The sequence below is a fragment of the Pseudomonas sp. LBUM1659 genome (genome assembly GCF_059716045.1).
Map to the genome: position 1 here is coordinate 155,460 of NZ_CP166797.1, position 23,816 is coordinate 179,275.

General features: G+C 62.2%; 2 protein-coding genes and 1 pseudogene. 2 read left to right on the forward strand and 1 reads right to left on the reverse strand.

Translation table 11 applies throughout. The features are described 5' to 3' along the window. Nucleotides 1–141 precede the first annotated feature (141 nt). Nucleotides 142–22,974: a retention module-containing protein gene (locus tag ACA048_RS00720; protein ID WP_497627536.1), complete on the reverse strand. Its 22,833-nt coding sequence runs from the start codon at nt 22,972–22,974 to the stop codon at nt 142–144. Nucleotides 22,975–23,331: 357 nt separating this feature from the next. Between ACA048_RS00720 and ACA048_RS00725 the strand changes: the two genes are divergently transcribed. Beyond that, nucleotides 23,332–23,652, forward strand: coding sequence for a hypothetical protein (locus ACA048_RS00725; protein ID WP_497629955.1), 321 nt, complete (start codon nt 23,332–23,334; stop codon nt 23,650–23,652). Further along, a pseudogene (locus tag ACA048_RS00730) lies at nt 23,555–23,794 on the forward strand (TolC family outer membrane protein); the annotation flags it as partial. The gene ACA048_RS00725 and the pseudogene ACA048_RS00730, both read left to right, overlap by 98 nt. Nucleotides 23,795–23,816: the final 22 nt, after the last annotated feature.

The window sequence follows — 23,816 nt, forward strand, 5'->3', positions numbered from 1 at the left end:
CCCTCAGAAATGGACCAGCGTCATGCTGTCAGCAGCATAGGCCAACTGAACGCGAGTATGCGGTGCGGCGAAGAAATCGTCACCGTGGAGAAAGGCACAAACGTGACGGCCGCCCCATAAGGGCGGCCGTTTTTCGTTTGATCAGCTGTTGTTGTGGTCAACCTTGATGGTTGGATCGCTACCGGCAATCAGGTTATGCAGGTTGGCGGTGGACCAGTTGTTACCTTCCAGTTTGATCGTCACATCCGCTTTGGCCGCAGTCGCGTCGGCGCTGTTGAAATTGCCGGCGGAGTTGACCTCCAGGGACGAGACGCCGCCCGACGTGGTGATCTTCAGGAAGTTATCGATGGTGCTGCCGCTCTCGTTCTGCAACAGATCACGCAGGTCGATGCGGTCGCCTTCATTGGCATTGAAGTCCTTGATCACGTCGGTGCCGGTATCGCCTGCTTTCCAGACGAAGGTGTCGCCACCCAAGCCGCCGATCAGCGTGTCGTTGCCACTGCCACCGAGGAGGGTGTCATTACCGGCACCACCGTCCAGCGTATCTGTGCCAGCGCCACCGATGAGGAAGTCATTGCCGGCCTCACCGTTCAGCAAATCGTTGCCAGTGCCACCGAGCAGGATGTCGTTGCCGCTGCCGCCGTAGAGTTTGTCGTCACCGCCCTGCCCGAAAATGATGTCGTTACCAGCACCACCCAACAGCGTATCGTCACCATCGTGGGCGCCAGACACATCGAACGTGGAGTAGTGCTCGGTGACGTACTGGTGCACGTTGCTTGAGGTGACTTTGTTGGTTTCGATGCCGGTTTCCTTGCCGACAAAAGCCTGCAACGCGGTGTAGCCCTCACCCGTCACGCCAGTGAAGCTCACCAGATCGCCGAAGATGATGTCGTTGCCATCGCCGCCGTTGATGGTGTCCTTGCCCGGAAGGGTCGCTTCGCTGTGGCCGAGAATTGCGTTGGCCAGATCATCCGGGTTGATGTTGGCCAGCGGTTTTCCATTGGCGGTGTTATACGGCGAGAGGTCGCCTTCCGAGACATCGCTGTTCACGCCAATGGCTTGTACCTTGGAGTTTGCGGCAGCAAACAACGCGAACGCGGTTGCCGCATTGCTCGCACTGGTGCTGTCGACATCGCCGCTGCCTGCGTAATCCGATAGTTCAAAGGTGCCGTCACCCTGGGCGTGAACTTGCAGGTTGGAGCTGTACGGTTTCGAGCTCCATTCGTTTTTCGAGTTTTCGCTCCATTTGTACAAAACACCCGAGGTATCAATAACCACGCGACTTTCACCGCCGATGACCATCTTGAACTCGGTACCCGGCGTGTAGCGGACATCCTTCAAAACGTTATCGAGGTAAAGGTCGGTAGCGCTATTGGACTTGAAGTCGACGACCAGCGGATTGGTTTGTTCGTCCTTCGTATAAGCGGTCGGCTCACCATCGGTGATGAAATAGGTGAGGTTGGTCGCGTTGGAGTTGCTCAGCGCGTCAGGGCCTTTGAACCAGTTTGCGGTGGTTTTGAATACGTCTTCGTAGTTGGTGTAACCACCAGACTGCATGCTGTTGAGGACCCCCTTCAATTGGTCCAGAGCGCCCGCTTTCGACAGATCGATCGAAATCGATTTGTTGACCTGTGTATCGAAGTCCACGAGGAATACTTTCACGGTGCCGGCGCTCGCGTTTGGCGAGGTGGCGCTGGCGATCAGCGAGGTGAACACCGCTATCAGGGAATTCTTCGCCGACGTTACGGAGGACGCGCTCATGCTGCCCGAGCTGTCGACCATGAACGCGATGTTGTAATTCTGGCCCGGTATGACCGTCAGGCCGCCGATATCGGCCACTACGATGTCATTGCCATCGGTGCCGACGACATTGTCGTTTCCTGCGGTGCCAGTGATCGGGTTGTAGACCGCCGGGTAAACCGTGATGGGAATCGTTGCGACACTGGCCGCAGAACCACCGAGCGATTCGGTGGAGGTCGAGGTCACGGTCAGGTTGAACTGCCCGTTGTAATACGCAGGCGGGGTCACGGTCAGGGAACTGAGGGTCCAGTCGGTGACATTGGCTTCGCCGGACGTCGCGGTGGCGGTGAAGGTGTGGCCGGCGCCATCGGTGAGTACCGCGCCTGCTGGAATGCCGCTGATTTTCACGCCCAGGCTTTCGGAGCCGTCGACGTCTGTCCGTACGGTGGTGATTGCAGACAGATGAACGCTGGTGCCTTCGGCGCCCGTGTTGAGTTTGTAGCCGTCGTAGTAGCCTTCGCCATTGGTGCCATGCAGGTCGGAAACAGTCACGCCGGAAGCAGCCAGATCCGCCACGCCGGAGTACAGCGGCACACCGGTGCTGCTCAGGTCGACCGCTGTACCGCCGTTGACCGACAGGTTGACGTCATAGCTGCCCGGGCCGCTCTGGTTGTGGTGGTAGATGTCGATGGTGTAGTAGCCACTGGTAGTCGGCACGAAGCCCGTCCCCGTGATCGCCCCGCCATTCCCCCACAAAGCACTGGCCACGTTTTTGCCGCCGATGGTCACCAACAGACTGTCATCGCCGGTGCCGCTGAAGGTGTAAGTCTTGCCGGCTTCGAGGTAAATCAGGCCGGAGGTTTTCGATGCGGTGCCCGCAGCCACATCGCCACTGGATTGCACGTTGGTGACGGTGCTGCTGGAGTTCGCCTTGCCAGCCGCATCGATCACCGATTTCAGCGTGTCAGTTGGCGCGCCGTTACCATTGGTGCCAAGTCCGGCCAGGCCGGTCCAGGCTTCTTTGATCAAGCCCGTCGAGGTTACGTTGTTGCTGGCGACGTTCAGCGTTGGCGCATCAGCCACCGGGGTGATGTCGATTTTGATTGTGCCGGTATTGCCCAGCAGTGCGCCGTCGGTTGGCTGGAACTGGATCTGTGCGTAATCCGCCTTTTGGTCGCCCATGCCGCTGGGGTTACCGTTGGCGCCAGACTCATTGGCATCTGGCATAAAGCGTAACTTGCCAGCGTCGATGTCAGCCTTGGTGATGGTCTGGTTAGGCGTCAGGTCGGTCCAGGTCGAGCCGTTCAGATACTGCAACTTGCCGTCGCCCGGCAGGCCGGTGATTTTTACACCGAGGCTGGCGGCGGGGCTGTCGACATCGCTGACGCCGAAGGTCGACCAGCCGAGGATCAGCGGGGTGTCTTCGGTGCCGGTGACGTTAACCGGTGCGGCGGTCGGTGCGTCGTTGACCGGGGTGACGCTGATGTTCAGGGTCGACGTGTCGTTGGTTCCCGAACCGTCGGTGACGGTGTAGGTCACGGTCGGCACCGTGCCGTTGTAGTTGGCGGCTGGAGTGAAGGTGTAAGCCCCGTTCGCTCCGATGACCAGAGTGCCGACGTTGGCGATAGTCGCCGTGGCGCCCGCCAGGTACTGGGTGCCGCCAACCGTGAAGTTGACCACGCTGACTGGACCGTCAACGCTGCTCGTGCCCTCGAGGACGCTGCCGGTCAGGGCGGTGTCTTCCAGGGTGGAACGCGATTCGTTGGCATCGGTGAAACTGTCGTCAACCGGGGTGACGCTGATGTTCAGGGTCGAGGTGTCGTTGCCGCCCGAACCGTCGGTGACGGTGTAGCTGACCGTTGGCACCGTGCCGTTGTAGTTGGCGGCTGGAGTGAAGGTGTAAGCCCCGTTCGCTCCGATGACCAGAGTGCCGACGTTGGCGATAGTCGCCGTGGCGCCCGCCAGGTACTGGGTGTCGCCAACCGTGAAGTTGACCACGCTGACTGGACCGTCAACGCTGCTCGTGCCCTCGAGGACGCTGCCGGTCAGGGCGGTGTCTTCCAGGGTGGAACGCAATTCGTTGGCATCGCTGAAACTGTCGTCGACCGGGGTGACGCTGATGTTCAGGGTCGACGTGTCGTTGGTTCCCGAACCGTCGGTGACGGTGTAGGTCACGGTCGGCACCGTGCCGTTGTAGTTGGCCGCCGGGGTAAAGGTGTAAGCCCCGTTCGCCCCGATCACCAGGGTGCCGACGTTGGCGATAGTCGCCGTGGCGCCCGCCAGGTACTGGGTGCCGCCAACCGTGAAGTTGAGCACGCTGACTGGACCGTCGACGCTGCTCGTGCCGTCGAGGACGCTGCCGGTCAGGGCGGTGTCTTCCAGGGTGGAGCGCGATTCGTTGGCATCGGTGAAACTGTCGTCGACCGGGGTGACGCTGATGTTCAGGGTCGAGGTGTCGTTGGTTCCCGAACCGTCGGTGACGGTGTAGGTCACGGTCGGCACCGTGCCGTTGTAGTTGGCCGCCGGGGTAAAGGTGTAGGCACCGTTCGCCCCGATCACCAGGGTGCCGACGTTGGCGATAGTCGCCGTGGCGCCCGCCAGGTACTGGGTGCCGCCAACCGTGAAGTTGACCACGCTGACTGGACCGTCAACGCTGCTCGTGCCCTCGAGGACGCTGCCGGTCAGGGCGGTGTCTTCCAGGGTGGAACGCAATTCGTTGGCATCGGTGAAGCTGTCGTCGACCGGGGTGACGCTGATGTTCAAGGTCGAGGTGTCGTTGGTTCCCGAACCGTCGGTGACGGTGTAGGTGACCGTTGGCACCGTGCCGTTGTAGTTCGCCGCCGGGGTAAAGGTGTAAGCCCCGTTCGCCCCGATCACCAGGGTGCCGACGTTGGCGATAGTCGCCGTGGCGCCCGCCAGGTACTGGGTGTCGCCAACCGTGAAGTTGACCACGCTGACCGGGCCATCGACGCTGCTCGTGCCGTCGAGGACGCTGCCGCTAAGGGCGGTGTCTTCCAGGGTGGAACGCAATTCGTTGGCATCGCTGAAACTGTCGTCGACCGGGGTGACGCTGATGTTCAGGGTCGACGTGTCGTTGGTTCCCGAACCGTCGGTGACGGTGTAGGTCACGGTCGGCACCGTGCCGTTGTAGTTGGCCGCCGGGGTAAAGGTGTAGGCACCGTTCGCCCCGATCACCAGGGTGCCGACGTTGGCGATAGTCGCCGTGGCGCCCGCCAGGTACTGGGTGCCGCCAACCGTGAAGTTGACCACGCTGACTGGACCGTCAGCGCTGCTCGTGCCCTCGAGGACGCTGCCGGTCAGGGCGGTGTCTTCCAGGGTGGAACGCGATTCGTTGGCATCGGTGAAGCTGTCGTCGACCGGGGTGACGCTGATGTTCAGGGTCGAGGTGTCGTTGGTTCCCGAACCGTCGGTGACGGTGTAGGTGACCGTTGGCACGGTGCCGTTGTAGTTCGCCGCCGGGGTAAAGGTGTAAGCCCCGTTCGCCCCGATCACCAGGGTGCCGACGTTGGTGATAGTCGCAGTTTCACCGGCCAGGTACTGGGTGCCGCCAACCGTGAAGTTGAGCACGCTGACTGGACCGTCAACGCTGCTCGTGCCGTCGAGGACGCTGCCGGTCAGGGCGGTGTCTTCCAGGGTGGAACGCGATTCGTTGGCATCGCTGAAACTGTCGTCGACCGGGGTGACGCTGATGTTCAGGGTCGAGGTGTCGTTGGTTCCCGAACCGTCGGTGACGGTGTAGGTCACGGTCGGCACCGTGCCGTTGTAGTTGGCCGCCGGGGTAAAGGTGTAGGCACCGTTCGCCCCGATCACCAGGGTGCCGACGTTAGCGATAGTCGCCGTGGCGCCCGCCAGGTACTGGGTGCCGCCAACCGTGAAGTTGACCACGCTGACTGGACCGTCAACGCTGCTCGTGCCCTCGAGGACGCTGCCGGTCAGGGCGGTGTCTTCCAGGGTGGAACGCAATTCGTTGGCATCGCTGAAACTGTCGTCGACCGGGGTGACGCTGATGTTCAGGGTCGACGTGTCGTTGGTTCCCGAACCGTCGGTGACGGTGTAGGTGACCGTTGGCACCGTGCCGTTGTAGTTCGCCGCCGGGGTAAAGGTGTAAGCCCCGTTCGCCCCGATCACCAGGGTGCCGACGTTGGCGATAGTCGCAGTTTCACCGGCCAGGTACTGGGTGCCGCCAACCGTGAAGTTGAGCACGCTGACTGGACCGTCGACGCTGCTCGTGCCGTCGAGGACGCTGCCGGTCAGGGCGGTGTCTTCCAGGGTGGAGCGCGATTCGTTGGCATCGGTGAAACTGTCGTCGACCGGGGTGACGCTGATGTTCAGGGTCGAGGTGTCGTTGGTTCCCGAACCGTCGGTGACGGTGTAGGTCACGGTCGGCACCGTGCCGTTGTAGTTGGCCGCCGGGGTAAAGGTGTAGGCACCGTTCGCCCCGATCACCAGGGTGCCGACGTTAGCGATAGTCGCCGTGGCGCCCGCCAGGTACTGGGTGCCGCCAACCGTGAAGTTGACCACGCTGACTGGACCGTCAACGCTGCTCGTGCCCTCGAGGACGCTGCCGGTCAGGGCGGTGTCTTCCAGGGTGGAACGCAATTCGTTGGCATCGGTGAAGCTGTCGTCGACCGGGGTGACGCTGATGTTCAAGGTCGAGGTGTCGTTGGTTCCCGAACCGTCGGTGACGGTGTAGGTGACCGTTGGCACCGTGCCGTTGTAGTTCGCCGCCGGGGTAAAGGTGTAAGCCCCGTTCGCCCCGATCACCAGGGTGCCGACGTTGGCGATAGTCGCCGTGGCGCCCGCCAGGTACTGGGTGTCGCCAACCGTGAAGTTGACCACGCTGACCGGGCCATCGACGCTGCTCGTGCCGTCGAGGACGCTGCCGCTAAGGGCGGTGTCTTCCAGGGTGGAGCGCGATTCGTTGGCATCGGTGAAACTGTCGTCGACCGGGGTGACGCTGATGTTCAGCGTACTGCTCGAGCCGGTGCTGGTGGTGTATGTCACCTGCGGAACGTTGCCATTCCAGTCGGCCGCCGGCTTGAAGGTGTAGTCGCCGTTGCTGGCGATGATCAGCGTTCCGACACCGGTAATGGTCGCGGTCTGGCCCGCCGTGAAGCTGCCGTTGACCCCATTCACGCTGAAGCTGGAGACGCTCAGGACATTATCGATATCGTGGTCGTTGGTCAGCACGTTGCCGATCGCGTCGTGGTCTTCGTCGACGGTGATCTGGTCCACCTGGAGCACGCTTGCGTCATCGACGGGAGCAACGTGCACCACCAGTGGCAGTGAGGTGCTGGCGCTTGGGGCATCGCCGTCTTTGGCGGTGGCCGTTACGGTCAGGGTGATGTCGCCATTGAAGTTCGTCGGTGGTGTCAGTTTGAGCGTGGACAGGCCCCAGCCCGTGATGTCCACCGAGGTCGAGCCGTCGGTAGCGTTGAAGGTGTGGGTGCCATCGGTGAGACTGGACCCCGTCGGCAAGTCGCCCAGTGTGATGGTGAGTGTTTCCGAGCCGTCGGCGTCGTTGGTGTGGGCCTGGATGGTTGACAACAGGATCGCGTTGTCTTCAAGGCCCGAGTTGAGCACCTGAGTGACGTTGATGTTGTCCAGCAGGCCGCCCAGGCTATTGCTGTCACCGGCGCGGAACTCGAGTTTCTGGTTGCCATCGGCAGTGACCGGAACGTCGAAGCTGTAGTGCTGCATGCCGGTGGTCGAGGTGTTCAGGGTGCCAATGAGTTGGCCACCCCAGTACACATTGATGAGCGAGTTATCCACACCAGCACGCGGTGCATAGTCGAACGACACGTTATAGGTGCTGCCGGCCTTGGCATCGATAGTGGTGTAGAGGTTGCTTGCATCGCCGGCGTTGCGCTCCAATTCAATGACCTGGTTATCGGTGCCGGCACCGTAGACGCTGGCCTTGCCGATTTCGACCCTGCTACCGTTGTTGTCAGTGTGCCATGCGCCGTTGCCGAGCTTGCTGACATCGACGTCGCCATAGGCGCCGTTCAAAGCGACTTCCTGGAGGTCAGTCGAGACGACTATTCCGCCACCGGTCAGTGACAGGCTTGGGGTGTCGGTTATTGGCGCGACGACGATTGTGCCGGTTGCCGAAGACGCTGAGGGCATGCCCTGGTTGTCGGTCGAGCTGTAGGTGAAGTTGGTGGTGCCACTCCAGTCGCCAGTAGGCTTGAAGTAAATCGTTGCGCCGTTGGCGGTTGCGGAGATCACGCTGTTGGCGGTCAACGCGATGGTCCCGGCGGCATCAGCGTAAAACACGCCATTGGCTGGCAGGCTGGTCAGGCTGAAGTGGTCGACGCTGCCGTCGATGTCATTGCCGCCGAGCTGCACGGTAATCAATTGATCTTCATCACCGCTGGCCGAGGTGGTACTGACGGTCGGAGCGTCATTGACCGAGTTGACTGCGATGTCCAGCGTGCTGATGGAATTGGTGTTGGTGGTATAGCTGATCTGCGGAGCGGTGCCGTTCCAGTTCGCCGTTGGGGTGAAACTGTAGTCGCCGTTGGCGGCGATAGTCACAGTGCCGACACCGGCGATAGTCGCGACTTGACCCGCGGTAAAGGAACCGGTGACGCCTTGTACGGTGAATGTCGCGACACTCAGATCGTTGTCGACATCGCTATCGTTGCCGAGCACGTTGCCGGTTGCAACGTGGTCTTCATCGACAGTGTTGGTATCCGCGGTCAGGACGCTCGGGTCATTGACCGGTGTTACGTTGATGTCCAGGGTCGAGGTGACATTGCTGCCGGAACCGTCGGTGACGGTGTAGCTGACCTTCGGTACCGTGCCGTTGTAGTTGGCGGCTGGGGTGAAGGTGGAGGTGCCGTTCGCTCCGATTACCAGAGTGCCGACGTTGGCGATGGTCGCGGTGCTGCCAGCGGCGTAGGTGGTTTCACCGATGGTGAAGTTGAGCACGCTGACCGGGCCATCGACGCTGCTCGTGCCGTCGAGGATGCTGCCGGTAACGGCGGTGTCTTCCAGAGTGGAGACCGTTTCGCTGGCATCGGTGAAGCTGTCATCGACCGGGGTGACGCTGATGTTCAGGGTCGAGGTGTCGTTGCTGCCGGAACCGTCGGTGACGGTGTAGGTCACGCTTGGCACCGTGCCGTTGTAGTTGGTCGCCGGAGTGAAGGTGTACGCCCCGTTCGCTCCGATGACCAGAGTGCCGACGTTGGCGATGGTCGCGGTGCTGCCAGCGGCGTAGGTGGTTTCACCGATGGTGAAGTTCACCACGCTGACTGGACCGTCGACGCTCGACGTACCGGTCAGCACGTTGCCGGTAGCCACCGTGTCTTCGTTGATCGTGACGGTTTCACTGGCATCGATGAAGTTGTCGTTGACCGGGGTGACGCTGATGTTCAGGGTCGAGGTGTCGTTGCCGCCCGAACCGTCGGTGACGGTGTAGCTGACCGTTGGCACGCTGCCGTTGTAGTTCTCGTTTGGGGTAAAGGTGTAAGCCCCGTTCTCCCCGATCACCAGGGTCCCGACGTTGGCGATGGTCGCCGTGGTGCCTGCCGCGTAGGTGGTCGCACCGATGGTGAAGTTGACCACGCTGACCGGGCCATCGACGCTGCTCGTGCCGGTCAGCACGTTGCCGGTAGCCACCGTGTCTTCGTTGACCGTGACGGTTTCACTGGCATCGATGAAGTTGTCGTTGACCGGTGTGACGCTGATGTTCAAGGTCGAGGTGACGTCAGTACCGGAACCGTCGGTGACGGTGTAGCTGACGGTCGGCACCGTGCCGTTGTAGTTGGCGGCTGGAGTGAAGGCGTATACACCGTTAGCCCAGATCACCAGGAGACCGACGTTGGCGATAATCGCCGGGGCGCCGGCGGCGTAGGTGATATTTCCGACGGTGAAGTTGAGCACGCTGACTGGACCGTCGACGCTTGAAGTACCCGATAGCACATTGCCGGTCGCGAAAGTGTCTTCTTTGATCGTGACAGTTTCACTGGCGTCGGTGAAGTTGTCGTTGACCGGCGTGACGCTGATTTTCAGGGTCGAGGTGTCGTTGCTGCCCGAACCGTCGGTGACGGTGTAGGTCACGCTTGGCACTCTGCCGTTGTAGTTGGCGGCTGGAGTGAAGGTGTACGCACCGTTAGCCCCGATCACCAGGGTCCCGACATTGGTGATAGTCGCCGTGGCGCCTGCTGCGTAAGTGGTCGCACCGATGGTGAAATTGACCACGCTGACTGGACCGTCAACGCTGCTGGTACCGGTGAGGACGCTGCCGGTGAGGGCGGTGTCTTCCAGGGTGGAAACCGTTTCGCTGGCATCGGTGAAGCTGTCATCGACCGGCGTGACGCTGATGTTCAGGGTCGAGGTGTCGTTGGTTCCCGAACCGTCGGTGACGGTGTAGGTCACGGTCGGCACCGTGCCGTTGTAGTTGGCGGCTGGAGTGAAGGTGTACGCCCCGTTCGCTCCGATGACCAGAGTGCCGACGTTGGTGATAGTCGCGGTTTCACCGGTCAGGTACTGGGTGCCGCCAACCGTGAAGTTGAGCACGCTGACCGGGCCATCGACGCTGCTCGTGCCGTCGAGGACGCTGCCGGTCAGGGCGGTGTCTTCCAGGGTGGAACGCGATTCGTTGGCATCGGTGAAGCTGTCGTCAACCGGGGTGACGCTGATGTTCAAGGTCGAAGTGACGTCAGTACCGGAGCCGTCAGTGACGGTGTAGCTGACCGTTGGCACCGTGCCGTTGTAGTTGGCCGCCGGGGTAAAGGTGTAAGCCCCGTTCGCCCCGATCACCAGAGTGCCGACATTGGCGATGGTCGCCGTGCTGCCTGCGGCGTAGGTGGTTTCGCCGATGGTGAAGTTAAGCACCGTAACGGGGCCGTCGACGCTGCTCGTGCCGTCGAGGACGCTGCCGGTCACTGGGGCATCTTCCAGACCGGAGACCGTTTCGCTGGCATCGGTGAAGCTGTCATCGACTGGGGTGACGCTGATGTTCAGGGTCGAAGTGACGTCAGTACCGGAGCCGTCAGTGACGGTGTAGCTGACCGTTGGCACCGTGCCGTTGTAATTCTCGGCCGGGGTAAAGGTGTACGCCCCGTTCGCTCCGATGACCAGAGTGCCGACGTTGGTGATAGTCGCGGTTTCACCGGCCTGGTACTGGGTGCCGCCAACCGTGAAGTTGAGCACGCTGACCGGGCCATCGACGCTGCTCGTGCCGTCGAGGACGCTGCCGGTCACTGGGGCATCTTCCAGACCGGAGACCGTTTCGCTGGCATCGGTGAAGCTGTCATCGACCGGGGTGACGCTGATGTTCAGGGTCGAGGTGACGTCAGTACCGGAACCGTCGGTGACGGTGTAGCTGACCGTTGGCACCGTGCCGTTGTAGTTGGCCGCCGGGGTAAAGGTGTAAGCCCCGTTCGCCCCGATCACCAGAGTGCCGACATTGGCGATGGTCGCCGTGCTGCCTGCGGCGTAGGTGGTTTCGCCGATGGTGAAGTTAAGCACCGTAACGGGGCCGTCGACGCTGCTCGTGCCGTCGAGGACGCTGCCGGTCACTGGGGCATCTTCCAGACCGGAGACCGTTTCGCTGGCATCGGTGAAGCTGTCATCGACTGGGGTGACGCTGATGTTCAGGGTCGAAGTGACGTCAGTACCGGAGCCGTCAGTGACGGTGTAGCTGACCGTTGGCACCGTGCCGTTGTAATTCTCGGCCGGGGTAAAGGTGTACGCCCCGTTCGCTCCGATTACCAGAGTGCCGACGTTGGTGATAGTCGCGGTTTCACCGGCCTGGTACTGGGTGCCGCCAACCGTGAAGTTGAGCACGCTGACTGGACCGTCGACGCTGCTCGTGCCGTCGAGGACGCTGCCGGTCACCGGGGCGTCTTCGCTGGTGGTCACGGTTTCGCTGAGGTCGGTGAAGCTGTCATCGACCGGGGTGACGCTGATATTCAGGGTCGAGGTGTCGTTGGTTCCGGAACCGTCGGTGACGGTGTAGGTCACGCTCGGCACCGTGCCGTTGTAATTCTCGGCCGGGGTAAAGGTGTACGCCCCGTTCGCTCCGATGACCAGAGTGCCGACGTTGGTGATAGTCGCGGTTTCACCGGCCTGGTACTGGGTGCCGCCAACCGTGAAGTTGAGCACGCTGACCGGGCCATCGACGCTCGAGGTACCCGCCAGCACGCTGCCGGTGACGGCGGCGTCTTCGCTGGTGGTCACGGTTTCGCTGAGGTCGGTGAAACTGTCATCGACCGGGGTGACGCTGATGTTCAGGGTCGAGGTGGCGTCAGTACCGGAGCCGTCGGTGACGGTGTAGCTGACCGTTGGCACTGTGCCGTTGTAGTTGGCCGCTGGAGTGAAGGTGTAGGCGCCATCGGCAGTGAGCACCAGGGTCCCGACGTTGGCGATGGTCGCGGTGCTGCCGGCGGCGTAGGTGGTTTCGCCGATGGTGAAGTTCACCACGCTGACCGGGCCATCGACGCTCGAGGTACCGCTGAGGACGCTGCCGGTCACCGGGGCGTCTTCGCTGGTGGTCACGGTTTCGCTGAGGTCGGTGAAGCTGTCATCGACCGGGGTGACGCTGATATTCAGGGTCGAGGTGTCGTTGGTTCCGGAACCGTCGGTGACGGTGTAGGTCACGCTCGGCACCGTGCCGTTGTAATTCTCGGCCGGGGTAAAGGTGTACGCCCCGTTCGCTCCGATGACCAGAGTGCCGACGTTGGTGATAGTCGCGGTTTCACCGGCCTGGTACTGGGTGCCGCCAACCGTGAAGTTGAGCACGCTGACCGGGCCATCGACGCTCGAGGTACCCGCCAGCACGCTGCCGGTGACGGCGGCGTCTTCGCTGGTGGTCACGGTTTCGCTGAGGTCGGTGAAACTGTCATCGACCGGGGTGACGCTGATGTTCAGGGTCGAGGTGGCGTCAGTACCGGAGCCGTCGGTGACGGTGTAGCTGACCGTTGGCACTGTGCCGTTGTAGTTGGCCGCTGGAGTGAAGGTGTAGGCGCCATCGGCAGTGAGCACCAGGGTCCCGACGTTGGCGATGGTCGCGGTGCTGCCGGCGGCGTAGGTGGTTTCGCCGATGGTGAAGTTCACCACGCTGACCGGGCCATCGACGCTCGAGGTACCGCTGAGGACGCTGCCGGTCACCGGGGCGTCTTCGCTGGTGGTCACGGTTTCGCTGAGGTCGGTGAAGCTGTCATCAACCGGGGTGACGCTGATATTCAGGGTCGAGGTGGCGTCAGTACCGGAGCCGTCGGTGACGGTGTAGCTGACCGTTGGCACTGTGCCGTTGTAGTTGGCCGCTGGAGTGAAGGTGTAGGCGCCATCGGCGGCGAGCACCAGGGTGCCGACGTTGGTGATAGTCGCGGTTTCACCGGCCAGGTACTGGGTGCCGCCAACCGTGAAGTTGAGCACGCTGACTGGACCGTCGACGCTGCTCGTGCCGTCGAGGACGCTGCCGGTCACTGGGGCGTCTTCGCTGGTGGTCACGGTTTCGCTGAGGTCGGTGAAACTGTCATCGACCGGGGTGACGCTGATGTTCAGGGTCGAAGTGACGTCAGTACCGGAACCGTCAGTGACGGTATAGCTGACCGTTGGCACCGTGCCGTTGTAATTCTCGGCCGGGGTAAAGGTGTACGCCCCGTTCGCTCCGATGACCAGAGTGCCGACATTGGTGATAGTCGCGGTTTCACCGGCCAGGTACTGGGTGCCGCCAACCGTGAAGTTGAGCACGCTGACTGGACCGTCGACGCTGCTCGTGCCGTCGAGGACGCTGCCGGTCAGGGCGGTGTCTTCCAGAGTGGAACGCGATTCGTTGGCATCGGTGAAGCTGTCATCGACCGGGGTGACGCTGATGTTCAGGGTCGAAGTGACGTCAGTACCGGAGCCGTCGGTGACGGTGTAGCTCACGGTCGGCACCGTGCCGTTGTAGTTGGCGGCAGGAGTGAAGGTGTACGCCCCGTTCGCTCCGATGACCAGAGTGCCGACGTTGGTGATAGTCGCGGTTTCACCGGTCAGGTACTGGGTGCCGCCAACCGTGAAGTTGAGCACGCTGACCGGGCCATCGACGCTGCTCGTGCCGTCGAGGACGCTGCCGGTCAGGGCGGTGTCTTCCAGGGTGGAACGCGATTCGTTGGCATCGGTGAAGCTGTCGTCAACCGGGGTGACGCTGATGTTCAAGGTCGAAGTGACGTCAGTACCGGAGCCGTCAGTGACGGTGTAGCTGACCGTTGGCACCGTGCCGTTGTAGTTGGCCGCCGGGGTAAAGGTGTAGGCGCCATCAGCGGCAATGACCAGAGTGCCGACATTGGTGATAGTCGCGGTTTCACCGGCCAGGTACTGGGTGCCGCCAACCGTGAAGTTAAGCACCGTAACGGGGCCGTCGACGCTCGAGGTACCCGCCAGCACGCTGCCGGTGACGGCGGCGTCTTCGCTGGTGGTCACGGTTTCGCTGAGGTCGGTGAAACTGTCATCGACCGGGGTGACGCTGATGTTCAGGGTCGAGGTGGCGTCAGTACCGGAGCCGTCGGTGACGGTGTAGCTGACCGTTGGCACTGTGCCGTTGTAGTTGGCCGCTGGAGTGAAGGTGTAGGCGCCATCGGCAGTGAGCACCAGGGTCCCGACGTTGGCGATGGTCGCGGTGCTGCCGGCGGCGTAGGTGGTTTCGCCGATGGTGAAGTTCACCACGCTGACCGGGCCATCGACGCTCGAGGTACCGCTGAGGACGCTGCCGGTCACCGGGGCGTCTTCGCTGGTGGTCACGGTTTCGCTGAGGTCGGTGAAGCTGTCATCGACCGGGGTGACGCTGATATTCAGGGTCGAGGTGTCGTTGGTTCCGGAACCGTCGGTGACGGTGTAGGTCACGCTCGGCACCGTGCCGTTGTAATTCTCGGCCGGGGTAAAGGTGTACGCCCCGTTCGCTCCGATGACCAGAGTGCCGACGTTGGTGATAGTCGCGGTTTCACCGGCCTGGTACTGGGTGCCGCCAACCGTGAAGTTGAGCACGCTGACCGGGCCATCGACGCTCGAGGTACCCGCCAGCACGCTGCCGGTGACGGCGGCGTCTTCGCTGGTGGTCACGGTTTCGCTGAGGTCGGTGAAACTGTCATCGACCGGGGTGACGCTGATGTTCAGGGTCGAGGTGGCGTCAGTACCGGAGCCGTCGGTGACGGTGTAGCTGACCGTTGGCACTGTGCCGTTGTAGTTGGCCGCTGGAGTGAAGGTGTAGGCGCCATCGGCAGTGAGCACCAGGGTCCCGACGTTGGCGATGGTCGCGGTGCTGCCGGCGGCGTAGGTGGTTTCGCCGATGGTGAAGTTCACCACGCTGACCGGGCCATCGACGCTCGAGGTACCGCTGAGGACGCTGCCGGTCACCGGGGCGTCTTCGCTGGTGGTCACGGTTTCGCTGAGGTCGGTGAAGCTGTCATCAACCGGGGTGACGCTGATATTCAGGGTCGAGGTGGCGTCAGTACCGGAGCCGTCGGTGACGGTGTAGCTGACCGTTGGCACTGTGCCGTTGTAGTTGGCCGCTGGAGTGAAGGTGTAGGCGCCATCGGCGGCGAGCACCAGGGTGCCGACGTTGGTGATAGTCGCGGTTTCACCGGCCAGGTACTGGGTGCCGCCAACCGTGAAGTTGAGCACGCTGACTGGACCGTCGACGCTGCTCGTGCCGTCGAGGACGCTGCCGGTCACTGGGGCGTCTTCGCTGGTGGTCACGGTTTCGCTGAGGTCGGTGAAACTGTCATCGACCGGGGTGACGCTGATGTTCAGGGTCGAAGTGACGTCAGTACCGGAACCGTCAGTGACGGTATAGCTGACCGTTGGCACCGTGCCGTTGTAATTCTCGGCCGGGGTAAAGGTGTACGCCCCGTTCGCTCCGATGACCAGAGTGCCGACATTGGTGATAGTCGCGGTTTCACCGGCCAGGTACTGGGTGCCGCCAACCGTGAAGTTGAGCACGCTGACTGGACCGTCGACGCTGCTCGTGCCGTCGAGGACGCTGCCGGTCAGGGCGGTGTCTTCCAGAGTGGAACGCGATTCGTTGGCATCGGTGAAGCTGTCATCGACCGGGGTGACGCTGATGTTCAGGGTCGAAGTGACGTCAGTACCGGAGCCGTCGGTGACGGTGTAGCTCACGGTCGGCACCGTGCCGTTGTAGTTGGCGGCAGGAGTGAAGGTGTACGCCCCGTTCGCTCCGATGACCAGAGTGCCGACGTTGGTGATAGTCGCGGTTTCACCGGTCAGGTACTGGGTGCCGCCAACCGTGAAGTTGAGCACGCTGACCGGGCCATCGACGCTGCTCGTGCCGTCGAGGACGCTGCCGGTCAGGGCGGTGTCTTCCAGGGTGGAACGCGATTCGTTGGCATCGGTGAAGCTGTCGTCAACCGGGGTGACGCTGATGTTCAAGGTCGAAGTGACGTCAGTACCGGAGCCGTCAGTGACGGTGTAGCTGACCGTTGGCACCGTGCCGTTGTAGTTGGCCGCCGGGGTAAAGGTGTAGGCGCCATCAGCGGCAATGACCAGAGTGCCGACATTGGTGATAGTCGCGGTTTCACCGGCCAGGTACTGGGTGCCGCCAACCGTGAAGTTAAGCACCGTAACGGGGCCGTCGACGCTCGAGGTACCCGCCAGCACGCTGCCGGTGACGGCGGCGTCTTCGCTGGTGGTCACGGTTTCGCTGAGGTCGGTGAAACTGTCATCGACCGGGGTGACGCTGATGTTCAGGGTCGAGGTGACGTCAGTACCGGAACCGTCGGTGACGGTATAGCTGACCGTTGGCACCGTGCCGTTGTAGTTGGCCGCCGGGGTAAAGGTGTAAGCGCCATCGGCCGCAATGACCAGAGTGCCGACGTTGGTGATAGTCGCGGTTTCACCGGTCAGGTACTGGGTGCCGCCAACCGTGAAGTTGAGCACGCTGACCGGGCCATCGACGCTGCTCGTGCCGTCGAGGACGCTGCCGGTCAGGGCGGTGTCTTCCAGGGTGGAACGCGATTCGTTGGCATCGGTGAAGCTGTCGTCAACCGGGGTGACGCTGATGTTCAAGGTCGAAGTGACGTCAGTACCGGAGCCGTCAGTGACGGTGTAGCTGACCGTTGGCACCGTGCCGTTGTAGTTGGCCGCCGGGGTAAAGGTGTAGGCGCCATCAGCGGCAATGACCAGAGTGCCGACATTGGTGATAGTCGCGGTTTCACCGGCCAGGTACTGGGTGCCGCCAACCGTGAAGTTAAGCACCGTAACGGGGCCGTCGACGCTCGAGGTACCCGCCAGCACGCTGCCGGTGACGGCGGCGTCTTCGCTGGTGGTCACGGTTTCGCTGAGGTCGGTGAAACTGTCATCGACCGGGGTGACGCTGATGTTCAGGGTCGAGGTGACGTCAGTACCGGAACCGTCGGTGACGGTATAGCTGACCGTTGGCACCGTGCCGTTGTAGTTGGCCGCCGGGGTAAAGGTGTAGGCGCCATCAGCGGCAATGACCAGAGTGCCGACGTTGGCAATGGTCGCGGTGCTGCCCGCGGCGTAGGTGGTTTCGCCGATGGTGAAGTTCACCACGCTGACCGGGCCATCGACGCTCGAGGTACCGCTGAGGACGCTGCCGGTCACCGGGGCGTCTTCGCTGGTGGTCACGGTTTCGCTGAGGTCGGTGAAACTGTCATCGACCGGGGTGACGCTGATGTTCAGGGTCGAGGTGACGTCAGTACCGGAACCGTCGGTGACGGTGTAGCTGACCGTTGGCACCGTGCCGTTGTAGTTGGCCGCCGGGGTAAAGGTGTAAGCCCCGTTCGCCCCGATGACCAGAGTGCCGACATTGGCGATGGTCGCCGTGCTGCCTGCGGCGTAGGTGGTTTCGCCGATGGTGAAGTTCACCACGCTGACCGGGCCATCGACGCTCGAGGTACCCGCCAGCACGCTGCCGGTGACGGCGGCGTCTTCGCTGGTGGTCACGGTTTCGCTGAGGTCGGTGAAGCTGTCATCGACCGGGGTGACGCTGATGTTCAGGGTCGAAGTGACGTCAGTACCGGAACCGTCGGTGACGGTGTAGCTGACCGTTGGCACCGTGCCGTTGTAGTTGGCCGCCGGGGTGAAGGTGTAGGCGCCATCGGCAGTGAGCACCAGGGTGCCGACGTTGGTGATAGTCGCGGTTTCACCGGCCAGGTACTGGGTGCCGCCAACCGTGAAGTTGAGCACGCTGACTGGACCGTCGACGCTGCTCGTGCCGTCGAGGACGCTGCCGGTCAGGGCGGTGTCTTCCAGAGTGGAACGCGATTCGTTGGCATCGGTGAAGCTGTCATCGACCGGGGTGACGCTGATGTTCAGGGTCGAAGTGACGTCAGTACCGGAGCCGTCGGTGACGGTGTAGCTCACGCTCGGCACCGTGCCGTTGTAGTTGGCCGCCGGGGTAAAGGTGTAGGCGCCATCAGCGGCAATGACCAGAGTGCCGACGTTGGCAATGGTCGCGGTGCTGCCCGCGGCGTAGGTGGTTTCGCCGATGGTGAAGTTCACCACGCTGACCGGGCCATCGACGCTCGAGGTACCGCTGAGGGCGCTGCCGGTCACCGGGGCGTCTTCGCTGGTGGTCACGGTTTCGCTGAGGTCGGTGAAACTGTCATCGACCGGGGTGACGCTGATGTTCAGGGTCGAGGTGGCGTCAGTACCGGAGCCGTCGGTGACGGTGTAGCTGACCGTTGGCACCGTGCCGTTGTAGTTGGCCGCCGGGGTAAAGGTGTAGGCGCCATCGGCAGTGAGCACCAGGGTCCCGACATTGGTGATAGTCGCGGTTTCACCGGCCTGGTACTGGGTGCCGGCAACCGTGAAGTTGAGCACGCTGACCGGGCCATCGACGCTCGAGGTACCCGCCAGCACGCTGCCGGTGACGGCGGCGTCTTCGCTGGTGGTCACGGTTTCGCTGAGGTCGGTGAAGCTGTCATCGACCGGGGTGACGCTGATGTTCAAGGTCGAAGTGACGTCAGTACCGGAGCCGTCAGTGACGGTATAGCTGACCGTTGGCACCGCGCCGTTGTAGTTGGCCGCTGGAGTGAAGGTGTAGGCGCCATCGGCGGCGATCACCAGAGTGCCGACATTGGCGATGGTCGCCGTGCTGCCGGCGGCGTAGGTGGTTTCACCGATGGTGAAGTTAAGCACCGTAACGGGGCCGTCGACGCTCGAGGTACCGCTGAGGACGCTGCCGGTCAACGGGGCGTCTTCGCTGGTGGTCACGGTTTCGCTGAGGTCGGTGAAACTGTCATCAACCGGGGTGACGCTGATATTCAGGGTCGAGGTGACGTCAGTACCGGAACCGTCGGTGACGGTGTAGCTGACCGTTGGCACCGTGCCGTTGTAGTTGGCCGCCGGGGTGAAGGTGTAAGCCCCGTTCGCTCCGATGACCAGAGTGCCGACGTTGGTGATAGTCGCGGTTTCACCGGCCAGGTACTGGGTGCCGCCAACCGTGAAGTTGAGCACGCTGACTGGACCGTCGACGCTGCTCGTGCCGTCGAGGACGCTGCCGGTCAGGGCGGTGTCTTCCAGAGTGGAACGCGATTCGTTGGCATCGGTGAAGCTGTCATCGACCGGGGTGACGCTGATGTTCAGGGTCGAAGTGACGTCAGTACCGGAGCCGTCGGTGACGGTGTAGCTGACCGTTGGCACCGTGCCGTTGTAGTTGGCCGCCGGGGTAAAGGTGTAGGCGCCATCAGCGGCAATGACCAGAGTGCCGACGTTGGCAATGGTCGCGGTGCTGCCCGCGGCGTAGGTGGTTTCGCCGATGGTGAAGTTCACCACGCTGACCGGGCCATCGACGCTCGAGGTACCGCTGAGGACGCTGCCGGTCACCGGGGCGTCTTCGCTGGTGGTCACGGTTTCGCTGAGGTCGGTGAAACTGTCATCGACCGGGGTGACGCTGATGTTCAGGGTCGAGGTGACGTCAGTACCGGAACCGTCGGTGACGGTGTAGCTGACCGTTGGCACCGTGCCGTTGTAGTTGGCCGCCGGGGTAAAGGTGTAAGCCCCGTTCGCCCCGATCACCAGAGTGCCGACATTGGCGATGGTCGCCGTGCTGCCTGCGGCGTAGGTGGTTTCGCCGATGGTGAAGTTCACCACGCTGACCGGGCCATCGACGCTCGAGGTACCCGCCAGCACGCTGCCGGTGACGGCGGCGTCTTCGCTGGTGGTCACGGTTTCGCTGAGGTCGGTGAAGCTGTCATCGACCGGGGTGACGCTGATGTTCAGGGTCGAAGTGACGTCAGTACCGGAACCGTCGGTGACGGTGTAGCTGACCGTTGGCACCGTGCCGTTGTAGTTGGCCGCCGGGGTGAAGGTGTAGGCGCCATCGGCAGTGAGCACCAGGGTGCCGACGTTGGTGATAGTCGCGGTTTCACCGGCCAGGTACTGGGTGCCGCCAACCGTGAAGTTGAGCACGCTGACTGGACCGTCGACGCTGCTCGTGCCGTCGAGGACGCTGCCGGTCAGGGCGGTGTCTTCCAGAGTGGAACGCGATTCGTTGGCATCGGTGAAGCTGTCATCGACCGGGGTGACGCTGATGTTCAGGGTCGAAGTGACGTCAGTACCGGAGCCGTCGGTGACGGTGTAGCTCACGCTCGGCACCGTGCCGTTGTAGTTGGCCGCCGGGGTAAAGGTGTAGGCGCCATCAGCGGCAATGACCAGAGTGCCGACGTTGGCAATGGTCGCGGTGCTGCCCGCGGCGTAGGTGGTTTCGCCGATGGTGAAGTTCACCACGCTGACCGGGCCATCGACGCTCGAGGTACCGCTGAGGGCGCTGCCGGTCACCGGGGCGTCTTCGCTGGTGGTCACGGTTTCGCTGAGGTCGGTGAAACTGTCATCGACCGGGGTGACGCTGATGTTCAGGGTCGAGGTGGCGTCAGTACCGGAGCCGTCGGTGACGGTGTAGCTGACCGTTGGCACCGTGCCGTTGTAGTTGGCCGCTGGAGTGAAGGTGTAGGCGCCATCGGCGGCGAGCACCAGGGTGCCGACGTTGGCGATGGTCGCGGTGCTGCCGGCGGCGTAGGTGGTTTCGCCGATGGTGAAGTTCACCACGCTGACCGGGCCGTCGACGCTCGAGGTACCCGCCAGCACGCTGCCGGTGACGGCGGCGTCTTCGCTGGTGGTCACGGTTTCGCTGAGGTCGGTGAAACTGTCATCGACCGGGGTGACGCTGATGTTCAGGGTCGAGGTGGCGTCAGTACCGGAGCCGTCGGTGACGGTGTAGCTGACCGTTGGCACCGTGCCGTTGTAGTTGGCCGCTGGAGTGAAGGTGTAGGCGCCATCGGCGGCGAGCACCAGGGTGCCGACGTTGGCGATGGTCGCGGTGCTGCCGGCGGCGTAGGTGGTTTCGCCGATGGTGAAGTTAAGCACCGTAACGGGGCCGTCGACGCTCGAGGTACCCGCCAGCACGCTGCCGGTGACGGCGGCGTCTTCGCTGGTGGTCACGGTTTCGCTGAGGTCGGTGAAACTGTCATCGACCGGGGTGACGCTGATGTTCAGGGTCGAGGTGACGTCAGTACCGGAGCCGTCGGTGACGGTGTAGCTGACCGTTGGCACTGTGCCGTTGTAGTTGGCCGCTGGAGTGAAGGTGTAGGCGCCATCGGCGGCGAGCACCAGGGTGCCGACGTTGGCGATGGTCGCGGTGCTGCCGGCGGCGTAGGTGGTTTCGCCGATGGTGAAGTTCACCACGCTGACCGGGCCATCGACGCTCGAGGTACCGCTGAGGACGCTGCCGGTCACCGGGGCGTCTTCGCTGGTGGTCACGGTTTCGCTGAGGTCGGTGAAACTGTCATCGACCGGGGTGACGCTGATGTTCAGGGTCGAGGTGACGTCAGTACCGGAGCCGTCAGTGACGGTATAGCTGACCGTTGGCACCGTGCCGTTGTAGTTGGCCGCTGGAGTGAAGGTGTAGGCGCCATCGGCGGCGATCACCAGAGTGCCGACATTGGCGATGGTCGCCGTGCTGCCGGCGGCGTAGGTGGTTTCACCGATGGTGAAGTTCACCACGCTGACCGGGCCATCGACGCTCGAGGTACCGCTGAGGACGCTGCCGGTCACTGGGGCATCTTCCAGACCGGAGACCGTTTCGCTGGCATCGGTGAAACTGTCATCAACCGGGGTGACGCTGATATTCAGGGTAGAGGTGACGTCAGAACCGGAACCGTCGGTGACGGTGTAGCTGACCGTTGGCACCGTGCCGTTGTAGTTGGCCGCCGGGGTAAAGGTGTAGGCGCCATCGGCGGCAATGACCAGCGTGCCGACGTTGGCAATGGTGGCGGTCTGGCCGGCTGTGAAGGTGGCATTGACGCCGGCGATGGTAAAGGTGGCCACGCTCAGGACATTGTCGATGTCGCTGTCGTTGCTCAGCACGTTGCCGATCGCAGGCGTGTCTTCTGCAATGGTTTGGGTGTCTGCAGTCAAAACACTCGGATCATCGACCGCCGTCACGGTGAGATCCAGCGTGCTGGTCAATCCCGTATTAGTGGTGTACGTGACTTGCGGTACGGCGCCGTTGTAGTTGGCGTCTGGAGTAAAGGTGTAGTTGCCATTGGTGCCGATGGTCAACGTACCGACACCGACGATGGCCGCCGCCTGGCCTGCGGTGAAGCTGCCGGTCATGCCCGCGACGGTGAAGCTGGCGACGCTGAGAGGGGTGTCGGCATCGCTATCGTTGTTCAGTACGTTGCCGGTCGCGACGCTGTCTTCGGCCTGTGTGCCGGTATCAGCGGTCAGTACGCTCAGAGCGTTGGTGGCCGTGGTGTTCTGATTGCTGCCGGTATCGAGCGTGGTGGTTGTGGCAGCGAAATCAGGACCGTCGGTTGGGAAACCAACGGTAGCATCCACTCGGCCAGCGGTTGCATCCAGCATTACGAAGCTGTGACCGCCACCTGCCGCACCGCCCGTGCCGACAGCCGCAGGGCCGGCCGCGGTGGCTTCAAGGTCTTTGGTCGGGTCGGCGCCGGCAACAATGGCTTGCTGCAATTCTTCAACCGATGGTGCGGCTTGTGCGGTGGCTTCTGCCAGGCCGCTGCTGGAATCCGGAGCGTTGCCGCTCCACTGAGAGTCGCGGCCCAGGTCCAGGGTCCGGCCGTCAGCCAGTTCGAGCGTTACGGCGCCCGCTGCACCGGTGTCTACCTGATCGCCGACTAACAGCCGATCGCCTTCAATGAGTACACGACGGACGCCCTCTGGGGAGACCGCGAAAACTTGACCGACAATGCTTTTGACGATGGCAACAACACTGCTCATTGAAGACTCTCCGGGTGATGCGTTCAGTTGACTTCCATGGACTTGGCGGACTTGGCCTGCTCAGTCGGGTCGTTCTTTTAAACAGAGTAGACGCAAGTTTGACGCTATTGATCGTCAATAAATTGTCTATATTTTTCTGCTATTAACTATATGCCAAACTATTGACCTTGCAGTTGTCATCCTAAACACTCGTCCCAGTAATGTCACATTGATATTTAGGTAACGAGCTGTCCTGCCGAGTGTGATCCAGCTCTAACTTTCTAATTTCCGACGTACGGTATTACGGGCATCCATTATCCAATGCCGTCGTACGTTCTGAAGTGATTCAGGACAAGAAGTCCTGGGAATATTCGAACCATGCGTCAGCAACTGTTCAAGTCTTCACCCGGCGCCAATGCCGGCAGTTTTATTCAGGAACAGAGCCTTATGCAGGCAATACAACAGGCACTGGAGGTCCATCTGGAAATCCAGGCAAGTATTAATAGTCGATTGGCCGCGGATTATCGGTTAAAGACGGCCAAAGGTGGATCCCTTTCCCGGGTCGATCTGCCGGACGGTTATGGTCGTGAAGGCCGCTTAACAATATGCCGATCACAACACCAGCGTGCGCACCGCATATTAGAAACAGTTCAGCCTCGGCGAGCGCAGCTTGCTCGACAGCGAAAACGAACTGTTTAACGCTTCCCGTTGTTTGGCCGAGATCAAAAACATTCAGTTATTTACTCAATACCGAATCAAGGCGACCATGGGCGCGTTGCTCAAGCGCCAGGGAGTGGTCGCACCGTTAGTTTTCGTTGTGCAAATCGACGTGAAGCCGTAGGTTCAGCTCCTCGGGATGAATT